The sequence below is a fragment of the Jeotgalibacillus sp. S-D1 genome (assembly GCF_004358665.1).
GTDB lineage: Bacteria > Bacillota > Bacilli > Bacillales > Jeotgalibacillaceae > Jeotgalibacillus.
In genome coordinates, this window is record NZ_SMZR01000006.1 from 1 (window position 1) to 14,399 (window position 14,399).

The following is a 14,399-nucleotide window of genomic DNA, read 5'->3' on the forward strand; positions in this document are numbered from 1 at the left end:
TAGATAGGTTCGAGGTGGAAGCATAGCGATATGTGTAGCTGACGAATACTAATCGATCGAGGACTTAACCAAATTTGGTGATTACTCGAAAACGCAACGTTTGTTTGATGGCTTATCCAGTTTTGAAAGAATGAGTTTAGGCAGTTACTGCGTTTTTTATTCTTTCTTTCAACCTTATATTGAATTTTGAGACAAACTTGGTATAATAGTCTTTGTCCCAGTCAATAGTAAGGACTTAGTCTAGTGATGATAGCGAAGAGGTCACACCCGTTCCCATGCCGAACACGGAAGTTAAGCTCTTCAGCGCCGATGGTAGTTGGGGGTCTCCCCCTGTGAGAGTAGGACGTCGCTAGGCAATCGTTCCGCAGTAGCTCAGTGGTAGAGCATTCGGCTGTTAACCGAAGGGTCGTAGGTTCGAACCCTACCTGCGGAGCCATATTTCTGCTTCCATAGCTCAGCAGGTAGAGCACTTCCATGGTAAGGAAGAGGTCGCAGGTTCAAATCCTGTTGGAAGCTTAATTTTTACAAACTAACGGCCCGTTGGTCAAGCGGTTAAGACACCGCCCTTTCACGGCGGTAACACGGGTTCGAATCCCGTACGGGTCACCATGATGGAGAATTAGCTCAGCTGGGAGAGCATCTGCCTTACAAGCAGAGGGTCGGCGGTTCGAGCCCGTCATTCTCCACCATTTTGCCGGTGTAGCTCAATTGGTAGAGCAACTGACTTGTAATCAGTAGGTTGGGGGTTCAAGTCCTCTTGCCGGCACCAGTTTTACTTATAGAATAACCTCTTTTGGAGGGGTAGCGAAGTGGCTAAACGCGGCGGACTGTAAATCCGCTCCTTCGGGTTCGGCAGTTCGAATCTGCCCCCCTCCACCATTTTTAAAAAGTTTCTTATTTGCTTCATGGTATCTACCGATATTGGGCATACTTAAGTAAACTTGACTCATTGGGCTATAGCCAAGCGGTAAGGCAACGGATTTTGATTCCGTCATTCCCAGGTTCGATCCCTGGTAGCCCAGCCATTATGAGCCATTAGCTCAGTTGGTAGAGCATCTGACTTTTAATCAGAGGGTCGTAGGTTCGAATCCTACATGGCTCATCAATGGAATCTCTCATCAGTTACATGATGAGAGATTTTTTAATTTTTCTATACAAATAAGCACCTTGTCATTCGTTGACAGGGTGCTTATTTGTATAGCTCAATAGTTCTTGCCACTTTTTATTTTGTTCATTTTCATTAAGGCGATAGCGGTCATCAAGCAGTTCCCACAGCAATTCACTTTTTTCTTCAAAGGAGATGGGCATTGTTTTAATATGATGCCTGCAGCGCATAAGAAAATCAGTATAAGGTTCCCAGTTCGAATCAAACTGAGCATCCAGCTCTTTCTTAAGCTTGCGTGTCAGTTTAGGGCTTGAACCGTTGGAGGTCACAGCGACCTGGAGATGCCCGCGGCGCACTGTAGCCGGAAAGGTTACATTGCCTTCTTCAAACTCATCTACGACGCAGACAAGCTGATGAGGGGGCAGTGACTGTGATAGTTTTTGATTGGCTTCCCGGTCATTGGTTGCAAGGATGACCAGCATGGCATCTTTAAAGTCTTCTTTTAAAGCCTTTCGCTTAATGAGCTTATAACCATGATTTTTTGAAAGTGCGAGGACTTCCTCGGAAAATTCAGGCGCAATAAAGGTGATATTCGCTTTTTCTTCCTCCAGCACCCTTGCTTTGCGGGCTGCAATTCTGCCTCCTCCTGCGATGGCAACTTTCTTTCCGTTTAACTTAATAACTAATGGCTGCATGCTGTTGCTCCTTGGGAAGATGCACGATTAACCACAATCTCCTGGATAATGCTGTGCTTGCTCAGTGAGTCCGTATGAATAATCGAGTGACCCTGCTTTTGAAGCCGCAGAACCTTCTGTTTTACCTCACTGAGGAGAAGGCCGCCAAATAGAAGGTAGGGTACAACAAGGATCCGTCCGTCTTCACCTGCTTCAGAAACAATGTCTGCGAGTCCCTGATCAAGCCGGGGCTCTATTGCAGCCAGGTAGCAGACACGCACGCGGGCAATTCCCAGTCTGTTTTGGATCCCTTCAGTAATTTTTCCGAAGGCAATACGGGTTTCAGGATCACTGCTTCCCCGGCCAACCACTAAAAGGGAGTCACTTGGAGTAAGGTTTCCTGCGGTCTCATTAACTAATTCAGCAATGGCATCTAATATGGTTGTCTGAACGCCAAAAGATTCCGTCATGTCCACTTTTATTTCCGGATACTGCAAGAGAAGGGGAGCGAGTGCCTGCGGAATATCCTCTTTGATATGACCTGCTGTAAGTAAAAAGATCGGAACCACTTTTATTTCCGTAGCGCCTCTTTCCACACAGCGCCGGAAGCCTTCGTCAATGAAAGGCTCTGTCAGCTCTAAAAAGCTGATCTCCTGAATAGGGGCATCCACGCGGTTGATTACCGTCTGAAGAAATTGCTTTGCCTCAGCTGCACCTTTTTTTGAACGGGTACCATGACCGATATAAAGAATGGCTTTCATCTCTGCAAACTCCCTTTCTTTTACCCGTGGACGACAGGTAAATGCTGAGCGATTTCTTCTTTAAACCAATTAATTTTATGGTGAAGCCGAACAACTTCGCCAATCACTATCATGCTCGGATTAGAAATGCTGGCTTCTTTAACAAGCTCTTCGATTGTTTCGAGCGTACCGGCGACCGTCCGCTGATCTGACATTGTCCCCCAGTGTACAAGAGCAATAGGGGTATCGGGTGATTTCCCGCATTTTATCAAATTTTCTGTAATAGCCGGCAGATGAGAGACACCCATGTAAATACATATTGTATCCACCGCTTTTGCCAGATGGCTCCATTGGTATTGAGCTTCTTCATCGCCAGCCTGATGGCCGGTAATAAAAGCAAAACTTTTGCTTAATGTGCGATGTGTTACCGGAATGCCTGCGTAGGCAGAAGCGGCGATCCCGGCTGTAATTCCAGGAACGACTTCAAATGGAACGTCATTTTTTGCGCATTCTTCCGCTTCTTCACCTCCGCGCCCAAAGACAAACGGATCACCGCCTTTTAGCCGAACGACTGTAAGTCCTTTTTTTGCGTATTTTACAAGAAAGTGATTAATCGTTTCTTGTTTCATTGTGTGATAATGCGGGAGCTTACCGCAATAAACCAGCTGTGCTTCGCTGTTAGCATATTCTAATAGCTCAGGGTTAACCAGCCGGTCATAGAGGATGACATCCGCCTGCTCGATACAGCGCAAGCCCTTTACCGTAATTAAGTCTGGATCTCCAGGTCCTGCTCCGACTAAATAAACTGTACCAACCATCGATTTCACCCTTTCTTTTTATGATTTCCGGTCCTGAATAAGAGCCGTTTTTACTGCTTGAACCATTAGTATACACTATCTTAAATTACATTTTGTTCCCGTAAATAACTGAGGACCTGTTCAATTGCTTCCTCAACCGTAATTTTTTCTGTATGAATGGTAATCTCGGGGCGTTCCGGTGCTTCGTAAGGAGAATCAATTCCTGTAAATTCCTTAATTTCTCCCCGGCGGGCTTTTGCATACAGCTGTTTGGTATCCCGCTTTTCACATTCTTCTAAAGGACAATCCACAAAAACTTCGATAAATTCTTTGTCGTCAAATAAAGCGCGTACCTGATCGCGGTCAGATCGGAAAGGCGAAATAAAAGCGGTTGTTACGACTTTACCGCTGTCCACAAAAAGTTTTGCGACTTCTCCAATACGACGGATATTTTCTGTTCGGTCGTGGTCAGAAAATCCTAAGTCTTTATTTAACCCGTGGCGGATATTATCTCCATCAAGTACATATTCGTTAATGCCCTGACGGTACAGTTCGCGTGAAACAGCGTTGGCAACTGTGGATTTTCCTGATCCCGACAGGCCTGTGAACCATAATACACAGCTGCTGTGTGCATTTTGAATCTGACGGTCAGTTTTTGATACGGTTGTGTTATGCCATGTTATATTCGTTGATTTAGTCATTGTTTTCCTCCTAAATGGCTGCTTCCTGCCGGATTCCCTCAATCAATACCTCTACAACTTCTTTGCGGCTGAAAGTGGAAGGAGGCAGCTGGCCGGCTCTAAGCATTTCTCTAACCTTGGTACCTGATAAAATCACTCTGTCTTCCTTGCCGTGCGGACAGGTTTTATCTGAAGCCATACCCTCACATTTTTTGCAATAAAAGCTGTGTTCAAAGAATAAAGGTTTTATACCAAGTTCTTCTTCTGTAAATTCGCTAAAAATATGCTGGGCATCATAAGTTCCGTAGTAATCACCCACTCCAGCATGGTCTCTGCCGACAATAAAATGAGTGCAGCCGAAGTTTTTACGCGCTATTGCATGGAAAATGGCTTCTCTCGGCCCGGCATATCTCATGGCAGCGGGGTAAACGCCAAGCTGAACACGCTCTGTCGGGTAATAATTCTCCAAGAGGACACGGTAGCTTTTTAATCGTACATCAGCAGAGATGTCATCTGACTTGGTTTCGCCAACAAGCGGGTTCACGAACAGGCCATCAACCGTTTCAAGCGCTGCTTTTTGAATATACTCATGGGCGCGGTGGATAGGGTTTCTTGTTTGGAATCCGACGACTGTTTTCCAGCCGTTTTCTTCAAACAGCGCTCTTGTTTCCTTCGGCTTCAGCCATACATCCCCAAACACACCTTTTTGAGGGTGCTTTACAAGTACAGTTTCACCTGCAAGGTAAACAGGCCCTCTTTCAAACAATCGTTTGACACCCGGGTGGGCAAGCTCTTCTGTTTTATATACCTCGCGTGCTTCTTTTTGTAAATCAGGTTCATACCATTCTGATACTGTAATCACACCGTAAACCTCGCCCTTATGGGTCAGCTTAATTTGCTCGCCTTCTGTAAGGTTCTCCGCAAAGGATGGGGAAACCGGTAGCGTTACGGGAACGGACCAGACTGTGCCATCCGCTAAACGCATCTGTTCAACGACGGACTCATAGTCACTTTTTCCAATAAAACCTGTAAGAGGACTGAAAAGACCTACGCCAATTAGTTCAAGGTCACTCAGTGCAATCGCATCGATTTCAAGTTCTTTTTCTATCGCTGAAACATTATAAGATGGCTCATAAGCCTGAATTAAACTTCCTCCGTGTGGTGCTGGCAAGTATGACATCATAATCAACCTTTCATTATCAGTTTTAGTTTTTGGATTCTCGCACGATCTCAGCAGAAACCGTGGTTGGTGAAGGGCGTTTCAATAAAGCCAGAATGCCAAGTACAGAAATCAGCACACCGATTAGAGCAACGATGGGATAAATGCTTTGTTCTACTATCAGCAAGATGAGTGTATAGGACAGCACCATCGATAAAACTGGTGACACCACCCATACAGTGAGCATCTGGATAACAATATCTTTTTTCAACACGGCTTTCCCATGCTTGGCAAAACCGATGCCGATAATGGATGAAGTCGTAATTTGAGTAAGCGGTACAGGGATGCCAAAAATCGAGGCTGCTGTCACAATACTTGCTCCTGTACCGGAAATAACTGCTCCTTCCTCCAGACGAAGGGTGGTGATCTTTTTGCCGTTTGTCTCCATCACTCTGTGGCCTAAAAACAGAGCGCCAAGAGCAACAAAAAGCCCGCCCCATAAAATACCGTCATTAGTTCCCATCAAGCCGGCTCCGACAAGAGGACCCACTGCGTTGGCCACATTGTTCATTCCTGCAGAAAAAGCTTCAAATAACCCCATAATTACTACAATTGGTGCTAAATATTTTGCCGCTTTTGGAGCGGTTACCCATTTTTTAATCCATTTCGTTTCAAGGATTTTTGCTGCAGCAATGGCAATAAAAAAAGCAACTACTGGAGTGAACAGCCAAAACATAACGATCCAGGCAAGCTTTCCGAAGAAAATGGAATGATAAACAATGCCTGCGCCAACAACAGATCCTACAGCAACTTCGCTGGTTGACAGCGGGATTCCAAAAATATTTGCCAGAAACAGTGAGATGGCAGCCGATGCCAGAACGATTAAAGCAATGGTAACGGTAAAAGTATCACTTGGCACAATGCCGCTGCCGATGGTTTTTACTACTTCTCCGCCGCCGAGCCAGGCTCCTAGAAAAACAGTAACAGCGCATAATCCGAGTGCGACAAACCTTTTTTTAATCACCCCGGAGCCATACGCGATACCCATCGTTGCTGCAGCTCCGCTTGCCCCAATATTAAACGCAAAAAACAGTCCGATCGAAATGGCGATGATTGAAAGCATCGGGCTGACCTCCTTTTCTTAAGAGTGCAACCCGCACTCTGTTTTGCTGCTTTGTGTCCATCGTCCAGCTCTGGAATCACCGTTAACGTCTACAGGACTGGTGCAAGGGAAACAACCGATGCTTGGATAGCCTTCTTTATGAAGCTTGTTGAAAGGCAATCCCTTTGCATCGATATATGCCCAAACCTCATCCCAAGTCCAATGGATGAGCGGGCATATTTTGATATTCTTGAATTTTTCATCTTTGTTTAGAAATTCAGTATGCGCTCTGGACGGGGACTGCTCTCTCCGGAGACCTGAAATCCATGCTGTCTTAGAATCGAGCGCTTCTTTTAACGGCACAACCTTTCGAATATGACAGCATTGATTCGGATCTTTTTTCCATAAAGCTGAACCGTACTGCTCTCTTTGTGCATCAAGTGTGAGAGCTGCCTTTTTCATCTCGATATTCAATGCGGGAAATCGAGCCTTTATTTTTTCAATTACATCATAGGTTTCAGGGAAGTGAAGAGCGGTATCAAGAAACACGATATGAGCATCCGGTTTTACTTGATGAATAATGTCAATTAACACAATAGCCTCGGCTCCGAAGCTTGAAGCATATACAATTTTTTCATCCTCGTAGTTAGAATAAGCCCACTCCAGGACAGATCGTGCCCCTTTGGATTCATTATCAACCGGGAAGGTATCGGAAATTGAATTCCAATTTTCATAACTGATTGCAGTCATGGTTTTCTGCAACTCCTTTCATCTTTCCAAATACAAAAAACGCTTTTCCCATTAAGGAAAAGCGCATAGCATTCTTTATGCACCTTATCTCCCAAAATGGATATCATTTTGCTGGAATTGGCACCTTGCTCTATGCAGGTTGCCGCGGCATCAACAGGCCAGTCCCTCCGCCGCTCTAGATAAGTACTATTAAGTTATTGTTGATAATCCTACCACACCACTAGGATTAGTCAACCATTAATCAAAAAAATTTTTAAATAATTCTAAATTTAAGAAATTAGTCCCATAAAACGGAAAATATAACTCAATTACTGAAAATAATTAGATGAACTTTCTGAAAAAACACGCATATATATGCATGGCTTTGCTTGGTTGAGTCATCAAGATTGTAAGCGTTACAATAGAAGAGTCAGATTATATAGAAAAAAGCACAGGGGGATCACAGCTATGGAAAAGAAAAACATTTCACTTATTGGCGTACCAATGGATCTGGGACAAATGAGACGCGGGGTAGACATGGGACCAAGTGCCATACGTTACGCAGGTGTTGTTGAGCGCCTTGAATTGCTTGGTCATAAAGTAGATGACCTTGGAGATATTCGAATTGATCAGGCAGAACGTGTACATACTGCTGACACCAATCTCCGTAATCTGGAAGCAGTAGTAAAAGGAAGTACTGAGCTTGCGAATAAAGTAAAGTCAGTGAAAGATAAAGGAGATTTTCCATTGATACTTGGCGGGGACCACAGCATCGCAATCGGTTCACTTGCAGGAATCAGCCAGCAGTATGAGAATCTGGGTGTAATCTGGTATGACGCTCATGGAGATTTAAATACAGGAGACACTTCGCCTTCAGGAAACATCCATGGAATGCCCCTGGCAGTCAGCCTTGGAATCGGTCATCCTGATTTAGTAAATATTCTTGACTATACGCCTAAAGTAAATCCGGAAAACATTGTCATCATCGGTGCCCGGTCACTCGATGAAGGGGAGCGGGAATTAATTAAACAAAGAGGTATACGCGTATATACTATGCATGAAATAGATCGTATGGGAATGACGAGAGTGATGGAAGAAGCAGTGGATTATCTAAAAGGTAAAACAGACGGCGTTCATTTATCGCTTGATTTAGACGGACTGGATCCAACCGATGCTCCTGGTGTAGGGACACCGGTTATTGGCGGCATCAGCTATCGTGAAAGCCACCTGGCTATGGAGATGCTCGCTGAATCAGATATCTTAACTTCTGCTGAATTTGTTGAAGTAAATCCAATCCTTGATGAAAAAAATAAAACAGCAACCGTGGCCGTTGCGTTAATGGGCTCGCTGTTTGGTGAGAAACTTTTATAAAAAGTGATCGTGTAAGGAAGCGGGTTAATGTCCGCTACAATTAACCTGGTAGTATTATTTCATGGTGTGAAAAAATCTGCACGAATAAGAAAGCCTTTACGAACATCAACTTGTTCGTAAGGGCTTTTTACTGCATTTTTTCTTTTGTAAATGATTACCTTCATAGAAACATTCAGCAATCCCTTCACAATCCCTCTTGTAAGAACCTCAGACAAAAGAAATAGATCAAAACTCCCGAGTAATTGGAATAAGTGGATGACTCTTTTTTACAGGAGATGTATAATATATGAAGAATAACGACACATAAGTCAGATATCACATCCGTCTTTTACATATACTTTCTTGAAAAATAAATAAAGAAATAATAAAAATAGAATGAAACCTTTTGCGGACGTAAAACGTAAAGATGGCAGAGCCGCTGAAGCGGGGGTACAGAAGAATGGAACTAATAATAAAAAAAAGAATTAAACAGGTGCTCAAAGGCGATCAGAATGCATATGGAGAGATCGTCGAACTCTATAAGGATAAAGTCTATCATGTTTGCTACCGTATGCTTGGAAATCGCCATGAGGCAGAAGATATGGCTCAGGAAGCGTTTATTCGGGCGTACACGAACATACACAAATTTGATATCGACCGGAAATTCTCAACCTGGCTTTACCGGATTGCAACCAACTTGTGTATTGACCGTATCCGGAAAAAGAAACCCGATTACTATCTGGATGCAGAAGTATCCGGCACAGAGGGGCTGACGATGTACTCTCAAATCCAAACAGATGAACCTTTGCCAGAAGAAGAAGTGGAGTCGATGGAATTACAGAGCACAATTCAAAAAGAAATTTCAACATTACCCGAAAAATATCGTTCAGTTATCGTATTAAAATATATTGAGGAACTTTCGCTGAAAGAAATCAGCGATATACTGGATTTGCCGCTTGGCACTGTCAAGACAAGAATTCACCGCGGGCGTGAAGCACTGCGAAAACAATTAAGAACATTGTAGAGAGGGTGAGTATTGTGAACACTTGTCCTGATAAAGTCGTGCATATGATGCACGACTATTTAGACGAAGAGCTTTCACAAGAAAACGAAAAGGAGTTAAAGCAGCACCTTCAGGAATGCGAAGCGTGCCGCACTCATTTTCATGAGTTAAAACGAACAATTGCTTTTGTACAAAGCACTTCTCATATCCAGGCACCAAGCAACTTCACTAAAAGCGTGATGAACAAGCTTCCCAAGGAAAAGAAAAAAGTGGGAATGGAGCGCTGGTTTAAAAAGCACCCAATGATTGTGGCAGCTGCTGTTTTCTTTCTTTTGATGAGCGGAAGTTTGTTTACTACCTGGAATGATGGAAAAGAGTTTGCTTTTACGAAATCAGAAAATATTGTCGTTGATGGACAGACGGTAATTGTTCCACAGGGGGAAATAGTAGAAGAGGATATAGTTGTGCACAATGGCGATCTCCGTGTTGAAGGAGAAGTCAAAGGGGATGTAACCCTGATAAACGGTAAGCGGTATATGGCTGGTGCAGGTACGATAACCGGCGATATTGAAGAAATTGACCAGGCTTTTGAATGGCTCTGGTATAATATTAAATCATCTTTTCAGGAATTGGGAGATCTGGTTCAATCGGATGAAAAGAATGAATGATGAGTCAAAACACTGACCATTTCTGGTCAGTGTTTTTCTTGTTTAAAAAGAAAGTCAGGCAAAAAGAAAGGTAAATTTGTTATTTAATGGTCTTGAAGGAACCTTCCAGGGTCGAAATCTCCAGATATTTGATATGAGGCGATTGAGGACGGGCATGCTAAAGATGTGTTATAATGACAGAGTTTAAATGAAACAAATCAGTAATCCCAAGTTCAGGGATGTCCCAAATACATTAGTGGAGGAAGTCATATGCCGTTTGCAGATCAATTCACAGATTTAACGGTGTTAGATCTCGTGATCAACGCAGTCGATATTCTACTCGTCTGGTTTGTGATCTATAAACTGATCACAGTGATCCGCGGGACGAAGGCTGTACAGCTCTTAAAAGGAATATTTGTTATTGTTATTGTACGGGGATTTAGTGAACTCCTTGGTTTTAATACGTTAGCCTGGATGATGGAACAGGTTATGCTCTGGGGTGTTCTTGGCGTTATTATCATTTTCCAGCCGGAGCTTCGCCGTGCATTGGAGCAATTAGGCCGCGGCCGTTTGTTTGCCCGGGGGAATCTGCAGGAGGATGAAGAACGAGACCGTCTGATAGAGGCTGTAACAAAATCAGTCAGTTATATGGCCAAGCGTAGAATCGGTGCTCTCATTTCCTTTGAAAAAGAAACGGGAATGGGCGACTATATTGAAACCGGAATTCCAATGGATTCCCATCTGACATCAGAGCTTTTAATTAACTTATTTATCCCAAATACTCCACTTCATGATGGAGCAGTGATTGTTCAAAAAAATCGAATCGCAGCAGCAGCTTGCTATCTTCCGCTTTCTGAGAGCCCTTTTATTTCGAAGGAACTCGGTACCAGGCACCGTGCTGCTCTTGGTGTAAGTGAAGTGACAGACAGCATCACGGTTGTCGTGTCAGAAGAGACTGGCGCCATTTCGATTACGACAAATGGTGAGCTGCAGCGAAATTTAGAACTTGAAGAATTCAGCAAGCTAATTCGTCGCGAATGGTTCGGAGAGAGCCAGGAATCTACTGCCTCAACGCGATGGAATTGGAGGGGTAAAAAGAAAAATGGATAAATTTCTAGAGAGCCGCTGGTTTTTGCGAGGTTTTGCCCTATTGATGGCTACGATCATGTTTGCTACTGTCAACAATCCTGAAGATCAGGCAACGAATACTACACCAAATGCCCAGACTGATTCACATACTATAGAAAATGTACCGGTTGATACCATCTTTGACCAGGAATCTTTAGTGGTAACGGGTGTGCCAAGTACAGTTGATGTCACCATTGAAGGCCCTTCGCAGGTCGTGACCCGTACAAACGCCATACGCGATTTTCGGGTATTCATTGATTTGAGCGAAGAAGAGATCGGCACACAGGAAGCCGCCATTGAGCATGAGGGGTTCTCAACCCAGCTTAAGGTTACCCTCTCAGAGCCGGTTGCAAATGTTACCATTGATGAACGGGTATCAGAAGAATTCACAGTCGAAACCGACTATAACGAGGCGATTATTCCTGAAGGATATACGCTGGATGAATTATCTGTTTCTCCAAAAACCGTGCTGGTTACCGGAGCAAAGGGAATTATTGATTCCATCCAGTTTGTAAGGGCTACCATCAATGTGGATGGTACAGTGGAAGATGAAGAGACGGTTCAGTCACCGGTTCAAGTTCTGAATGCCGAGCTTGATAAGCTTCCGGTTACTGTAGAGCCATCAAATGTGGATGTGTCGATTAGTGTCATTCAGCCTAGTAAAGAAGTACCGCTTGTTCCAACTCCAACAGGAACTCTTCCGGACGGTGCAGAAGTACAGGGGTTGTCCCTGGAGCGTGATACCGTTATAATCTTTGGACAAGCAGATAAAATCGCAGAAATTGATGAAATAGAAGTGCCAATTGATTTGTCGGAAGTAGAGGAGAGCGGTTCGGCTATTGAAGTACAGATTCCAAAGCCTGATGGTGTCAATGAACTATCTGACACGACGGTGCCGGCAGTTGTAACTTTTGAAGAAAATGCGGAAGCAGTGGATGGTGCTGCACCTGATGAGCCTGACCAATCCCAGGACTCTGCTGAAGACCCTGAGGCCGGTGATGAGGCGGCTGAAGAAGAATCAAATACAGAGAATGAAGAAGAGCTGACTTTGTCGGCTCTTCCTGTTGAAATAAGGGGTGCAGGCGATGATCTGGATGCGAGTTTTCAAAGTCCGTCTGATGGGGAGCTCAACCTGCGTATAACAGGAAGCGCTGAGGATTTAGAGGGGTTAACAGAGGACGATGTTTCCCTATATGTGGACGCTTCTGATTTAGAAGAAGGCGAGCACCAGGTTGCTGTTGAAATAGAAGGACCGGAAAATGTAACATACAGTTTATCTCAAGCGAATGTCACCATTCAGCTATCACAAGCATAAGAAACCAAAAGATTGTGGCAATAGGGTAAAGACAAGAAGGAGCGATGAAGGAAATGGGTAAATATTTTGGAACAGACGGCGTTCGTGGCGTAGCGAATGCAGAGCTAACGCCGGAACTGGCTTTCAAGCTCGGACGCTTTGGAGGCTACGTGCTGACAAAAGAAACCACGAGACCGAAAGTATTAATCGGCCGTGATACAAGAATATCTGGACATATGCTTGAAGGTGCCTTAGTAGCAGGTCTTCTCTCGATAGGAGCGGAAGTGATGCGTTTAGGTGTAATTTCGACACCTGGAGTTGCTTTTTTAACAAAAGCAATGGGTGCGCAGGCAGGTGTTATGATTTCTGCTTCACACAACCCGGTGGCGGATAACGGAATTAAGTTCTTTGGACCGGATGGCTTTAAGCTGACGGACGAACAGGAAAATGAAATAGAAGCATTAATTGACGGTGAAAAAGACGAAACGCCACGCCCGGTAGGCGGAGATTTGGGTATTGTAACAGACTACTTTGAAGGCGGACAAAAATACCTTCAATATCTTAAACAAACAGCTGATGAAGATTTTTCTGGTCTTCATGTAGCGCTGGACTGCGCACACGGTGCAACTTCCACACTGGCTACTCATTTGTTTGCAGATCTGGATGCAGACCTTTCAACCATGGGTGCTTCACCTAACGGCCTGAATATAAACGAAGGTGTGGGATCGACACATCCTGAAGCACTCGCGGCATTTGTAAAAGAGAAAAACGCCGATGTCGGTTTGGCATTTGATGGCGATGGCGACCGTATTATTGCGGTTGATGAAAATGGTGGTATCGTGGATGGCGATCAAATCATGTTTATCTGCGCCAAACATCTGAAGTCCGAATCCCGTCTTAAACAAAATACACTCGTTTCTACCATTATGAGCAATCTTGGCTTTTATAAGGGTCTGGAAGCAGAAGGCATCACAAGCATTCAAACAGCAGTCGGTGACCGTTATGTAGTGGAGGAAATGAAAAAAGGCAACTATACACTTGGCGGGGAACAGTCCGGCCATATCATCTTCCTTGATTACAATACAACCGGAGACGGTTTGCTTACGGGTCTTCAGCTTGTGAATATCATGAAAGTGACGGGCAAAAAGCTTTCTGAACTGGCAAGTGAAATGGAGATCTTCCCGCAAAAGCTTGTAAACATTCGTGTAAGTGACAAGCATGGGGTTACAGATAACGCAAAAGTAAAAGAAATTATCGAAAAAGTTGAAGCTGAAATGAACGGAAATGGACGTATTCTCGTCCGTCCATCCGGCACTGAGCCGCTTGTTCGTGTAATGGCTGAAGCTCAAACAGCTGAAGCATGCGCATCATACGTAGATCGCATTGCAGCAGTTGTGGAAGAAGAAATGGGCCTCAAAGAAGCATAAAATAATCTCCGGCACCGCAAACATAGCGGTGCCGGTTTTTGTTTTTATGCATACTGGAAATGAGCGGGTGGGAGTTTGGTCACAACCCGCGGATTGAAGGGATGCAGGCTTCGATCCAGCTCCAGAACCCGCGGATTGACAGCGCCAGAGACTAGCCTTTCAGTAAACTTGTCATCCCCCTGTAACCAATGAAACAGTCATCTGTGTTATAGTGTTTTTTGTGCTCAATTTACAAATATTGTTGACGAATTCATCGCTAGTCGAGTATGATGAAGTATGTGTTAACTTTATGCAGATAGGGTATACACAGGTTGGATTGAGTTAAAATAGAGAGGTGGATCGTAAGGTGACAAAGCAATAAAAAGCGCCAGGACTGTCAGGAGCGAAATTGACAGTTGACGAGGAGGAGGAGCATCGAGTTTTCGGCGGATGCCTCCCGACTGAACGTTGCACAGTCGTATGCCTGCTTTTAAAAACATAAGGGTGACCTTGTGGACAAAAGAAGCGGGACTGCAGCACATAAAAATAACTAATGAGAGATAAAGGGGGCCATGTCGTCCCCTG

13 protein-coding genes, 8 tRNA genes, 1 rRNA gene and 1 riboswitch are annotated in these 14,399 nt (G+C 44.2%); of the genes, 15 read left to right on the forward strand and 7 right to left on the reverse strand.

The features are described from left to right. Positions 1 to 239: 239 nt before the first annotated feature. From rrf to E2R51_RS15695, 9 genes are all read left to right on the forward strand, one after another. A 5S ribosomal RNA gene (rrf, locus tag E2R51_RS15655) occupies positions 240 to 355 on the forward strand. 6 nt (positions 356 to 361) lie between these two features. Beyond that, positions 362 to 436 (forward strand) — tRNA-Asn (locus tag E2R51_RS15660). A 7-nt stretch (positions 437 to 443) separates the two neighbouring features. Continuing rightward, a tRNA-Thr gene (locus E2R51_RS15665) sits at positions 444 to 516 on the forward strand. Between the two features lie 18 nt (positions 517 to 534). Continuing rightward, positions 535 to 609: transfer RNA gene (locus tag E2R51_RS15670), tRNA-Glu, on the forward strand. 4 nt (positions 610 to 613) lie between these two features. After that, positions 614 to 689: transfer RNA gene (locus E2R51_RS15675), tRNA-Val, on the forward strand. 4 nt (positions 690 to 693) lie between these two features. Then, positions 694 to 769: transfer RNA gene (locus E2R51_RS15680), tRNA-Thr, on the forward strand. Positions 770 to 795: 26 nt separating this feature from the next. Continuing rightward, positions 796 to 879 (forward strand) — tRNA-Tyr (locus tag E2R51_RS15685). Between the two features lie 71 nt (positions 880 to 950). Then, positions 951 to 1,025, forward strand: a tRNA-Gln gene (locus tag E2R51_RS15690). A 4-nt stretch (positions 1,026 to 1,029) separates the two neighbouring features. Continuing rightward, positions 1,030 to 1,102, forward strand: a tRNA-Lys gene (locus E2R51_RS15695). 68 nt (positions 1,103 to 1,170) lie between these two features. Here E2R51_RS15695 and E2R51_RS15700 read toward each other — a convergent pair. The 7 genes from E2R51_RS15700 to E2R51_RS15730 all read right to left on the reverse strand — a co-directional run bounded on the left by E2R51_RS15700 (position 1,171) and on the right by E2R51_RS15730 (position 7,007). Next, a complete protein-coding gene (locus E2R51_RS15700) occupies positions 1,171 to 1,800 on the reverse strand; it encodes a precorrin-2 dehydrogenase/sirohydrochlorin ferrochelatase family protein (RefSeq protein WP_133378041.1) in 630 nt (209 codons plus the stop codon). After that, positions 1,788 to 2,540, reverse strand: a complete 753-nt coding sequence (locus E2R51_RS15705; protein WP_133378042.1) for a sirohydrochlorin chelatase — start codon at positions 2,538 to 2,540, stop codon at positions 1,788 to 1,790. Before E2R51_RS15705 ends, E2R51_RS15700 begins: the two co-directional genes overlap by 13 nt. A 20-nt stretch (positions 2,541 to 2,560) precedes the next feature. Further along, positions 2,561 to 3,337: a uroporphyrinogen-III C-methyltransferase gene (gene cobA / locus E2R51_RS15710; protein ID WP_133378043.1), complete on the reverse strand. Its 777-nt coding sequence runs from the start codon at positions 3,335 to 3,337 to the stop codon at positions 2,561 to 2,563. 80 nt (positions 3,338 to 3,417) lie between these two features. After that, positions 3,418 to 4,017, reverse strand: coding sequence for an adenylyl-sulfate kinase (cysC, locus tag E2R51_RS15715; protein WP_133378044.1), 600 nt, complete (start codon positions 4,015 to 4,017; stop codon positions 3,418 to 3,420). Positions 4,018 to 4,027: 10 nt separating this feature from the next. After that, positions 4,028 to 5,176 (reverse strand): sulfate adenylyltransferase, encoded by a 1,149-nt coding sequence (gene sat / locus E2R51_RS15720; RefSeq protein WP_133378045.1) that lies wholly within the window; start codon positions 5,174 to 5,176, stop codon positions 4,028 to 4,030. A 25-nt stretch (positions 5,177 to 5,201) separates the two neighbouring features. Further along, complete coding sequence (locus tag E2R51_RS15725) at positions 5,202 to 6,278, reverse strand: sulfate permease (RefSeq protein ID WP_133378046.1); 1,077 nt, start codon at positions 6,276 to 6,278, stop codon at positions 5,202 to 5,204. A gap of 18 nt (positions 6,279 to 6,296) precedes the next feature. After that, the gene (locus E2R51_RS15730; RefSeq protein ID WP_133378047.1) at positions 6,297 to 7,007 is read right to left on the reverse strand and encodes a phosphoadenylyl-sulfate reductase; all 711 of its coding nucleotides are present in this window, start codon (positions 7,005 to 7,007) and stop codon (positions 6,297 to 6,299) included. Positions 7,008 to 7,088: 81 nt separating this feature from the next. Then, positions 7,089 to 7,193: riboswitch (SAM riboswitch) on the reverse strand. Between the two features lie 261 nt (positions 7,194 to 7,454). On the opposite strand from E2R51_RS15730, the gene rocF reads away from it, so the two are divergent. From rocF to glmM, 6 genes are all read left to right on the forward strand, one after another. Continuing rightward, positions 7,455 to 8,357, forward strand: a complete 903-nt coding sequence (gene rocF / locus E2R51_RS15735; RefSeq protein ID WP_133378048.1) for an arginase — start codon at positions 7,455 to 7,457, stop codon at positions 8,355 to 8,357. Between the two features lie 439 nt (positions 8,358 to 8,796). After that, on the forward strand, positions 8,797 to 9,360 hold the full coding sequence (gene sigW / locus E2R51_RS15740) for an RNA polymerase sigma factor SigW (RefSeq protein ID WP_133378049.1): 564 nt from the start codon (positions 8,797 to 8,799) through the stop codon (positions 9,358 to 9,360). Positions 9,361 to 9,374: 14 nt separating this feature from the next. After that, entirely contained in the window at positions 9,375 to 10,007 is a 633-nt protein-coding gene (locus tag E2R51_RS15745) for an anti-sigma factor family protein (protein ID WP_240733112.1), read from the forward strand. Positions 10,008 to 10,256: 249 nt separating this feature from the next. Next, positions 10,257 to 11,096: a diadenylate cyclase CdaA gene (cdaA, locus tag E2R51_RS15750; protein ID WP_133378050.1), complete on the forward strand. Its 840-nt coding sequence runs from the start codon at positions 10,257 to 10,259 to the stop codon at positions 11,094 to 11,096. Continuing rightward, a complete protein-coding gene (locus tag E2R51_RS15755; RefSeq protein WP_133378051.1) occupies positions 11,089 to 12,429 on the forward strand; it encodes a CdaR family protein in 1,341 nt (446 codons plus the stop codon). Before cdaA ends, E2R51_RS15755 begins: the two co-directional genes overlap by 8 nt. Positions 12,430 to 12,482: 53 nt before the next feature. Beyond that, complete coding sequence (gene glmM, locus E2R51_RS15760; protein WP_133378052.1) at positions 12,483 to 13,835, forward strand: phosphoglucosamine mutase; 1,353 nt, start codon at positions 12,483 to 12,485, stop codon at positions 13,833 to 13,835. Positions 13,836 to 14,399 lie beyond the last annotated feature (564 nt).

Bases quoted from the DNA above. Each gene is read 5' to 3' on its own strand.
- E2R51_RS15700 (WP_133378041.1), bottom strand. From the start codon at position 1,800: ATGCAGCCATTAGTTATTAAGTTAAACGGAAAGAAAGTTGCCATCGCA.
- E2R51_RS15705 (WP_133378042.1), bottom strand. From the start codon at position 2,540: ATGAAAGCCATTCTTTATATCGGTCATGGTACCCGTTCAAAAAAAGGT.
- cobA (WP_133378043.1), bottom strand. From the start codon at position 3,337: ATGGTTGGTACAGTTTATTTAGTCGGAGCAGGACCTGGAGATCCAGAC.
- cysC (WP_133378044.1), bottom strand. From the start codon at position 4,017: ATGACTAAATCAACGAATATAACATGGCATAACACAACCGTATCAAAA.
- sat (WP_133378045.1), bottom strand. From the start codon at position 5,176: ATGTCATACTTGCCAGCACCACACGGAGGAAGTTTAATTCAGGCTTAT.
- E2R51_RS15725 (WP_133378046.1), bottom strand. From the start codon at position 6,278: ATGCTTTCAATCATCGCCATTTCGATCGGACTGTTTTTTGCGTTTAAT.
- E2R51_RS15730 (WP_133378047.1), bottom strand. From the start codon at position 7,007: ATGACTGCAATCAGTTATGAAAATTGGAATTCAATTTCCGATACCTTC.
- rocF (WP_133378048.1), top strand. From the start codon at position 7,455: ATGGAAAAGAAAAACATTTCACTTATTGGCGTACCAATGGATCTGGGA.
- sigW (WP_133378049.1), top strand. From the start codon at position 8,797: ATGGAACTAATAATAAAAAAAAGAATTAAACAGGTGCTCAAAGGCGAT.
- cdaA (WP_133378050.1), top strand. From the start codon at position 10,257: ATGCCGTTTGCAGATCAATTCACAGATTTAACGGTGTTAGATCTCGTG.
- E2R51_RS15755 (WP_133378051.1), top strand. From the start codon at position 11,089: ATGGATAAATTTCTAGAGAGCCGCTGGTTTTTGCGAGGTTTTGCCCTA.
- glmM (WP_133378052.1), top strand. From the start codon at position 12,483: ATGGGTAAATATTTTGGAACAGACGGCGTTCGTGGCGTAGCGAATGCA.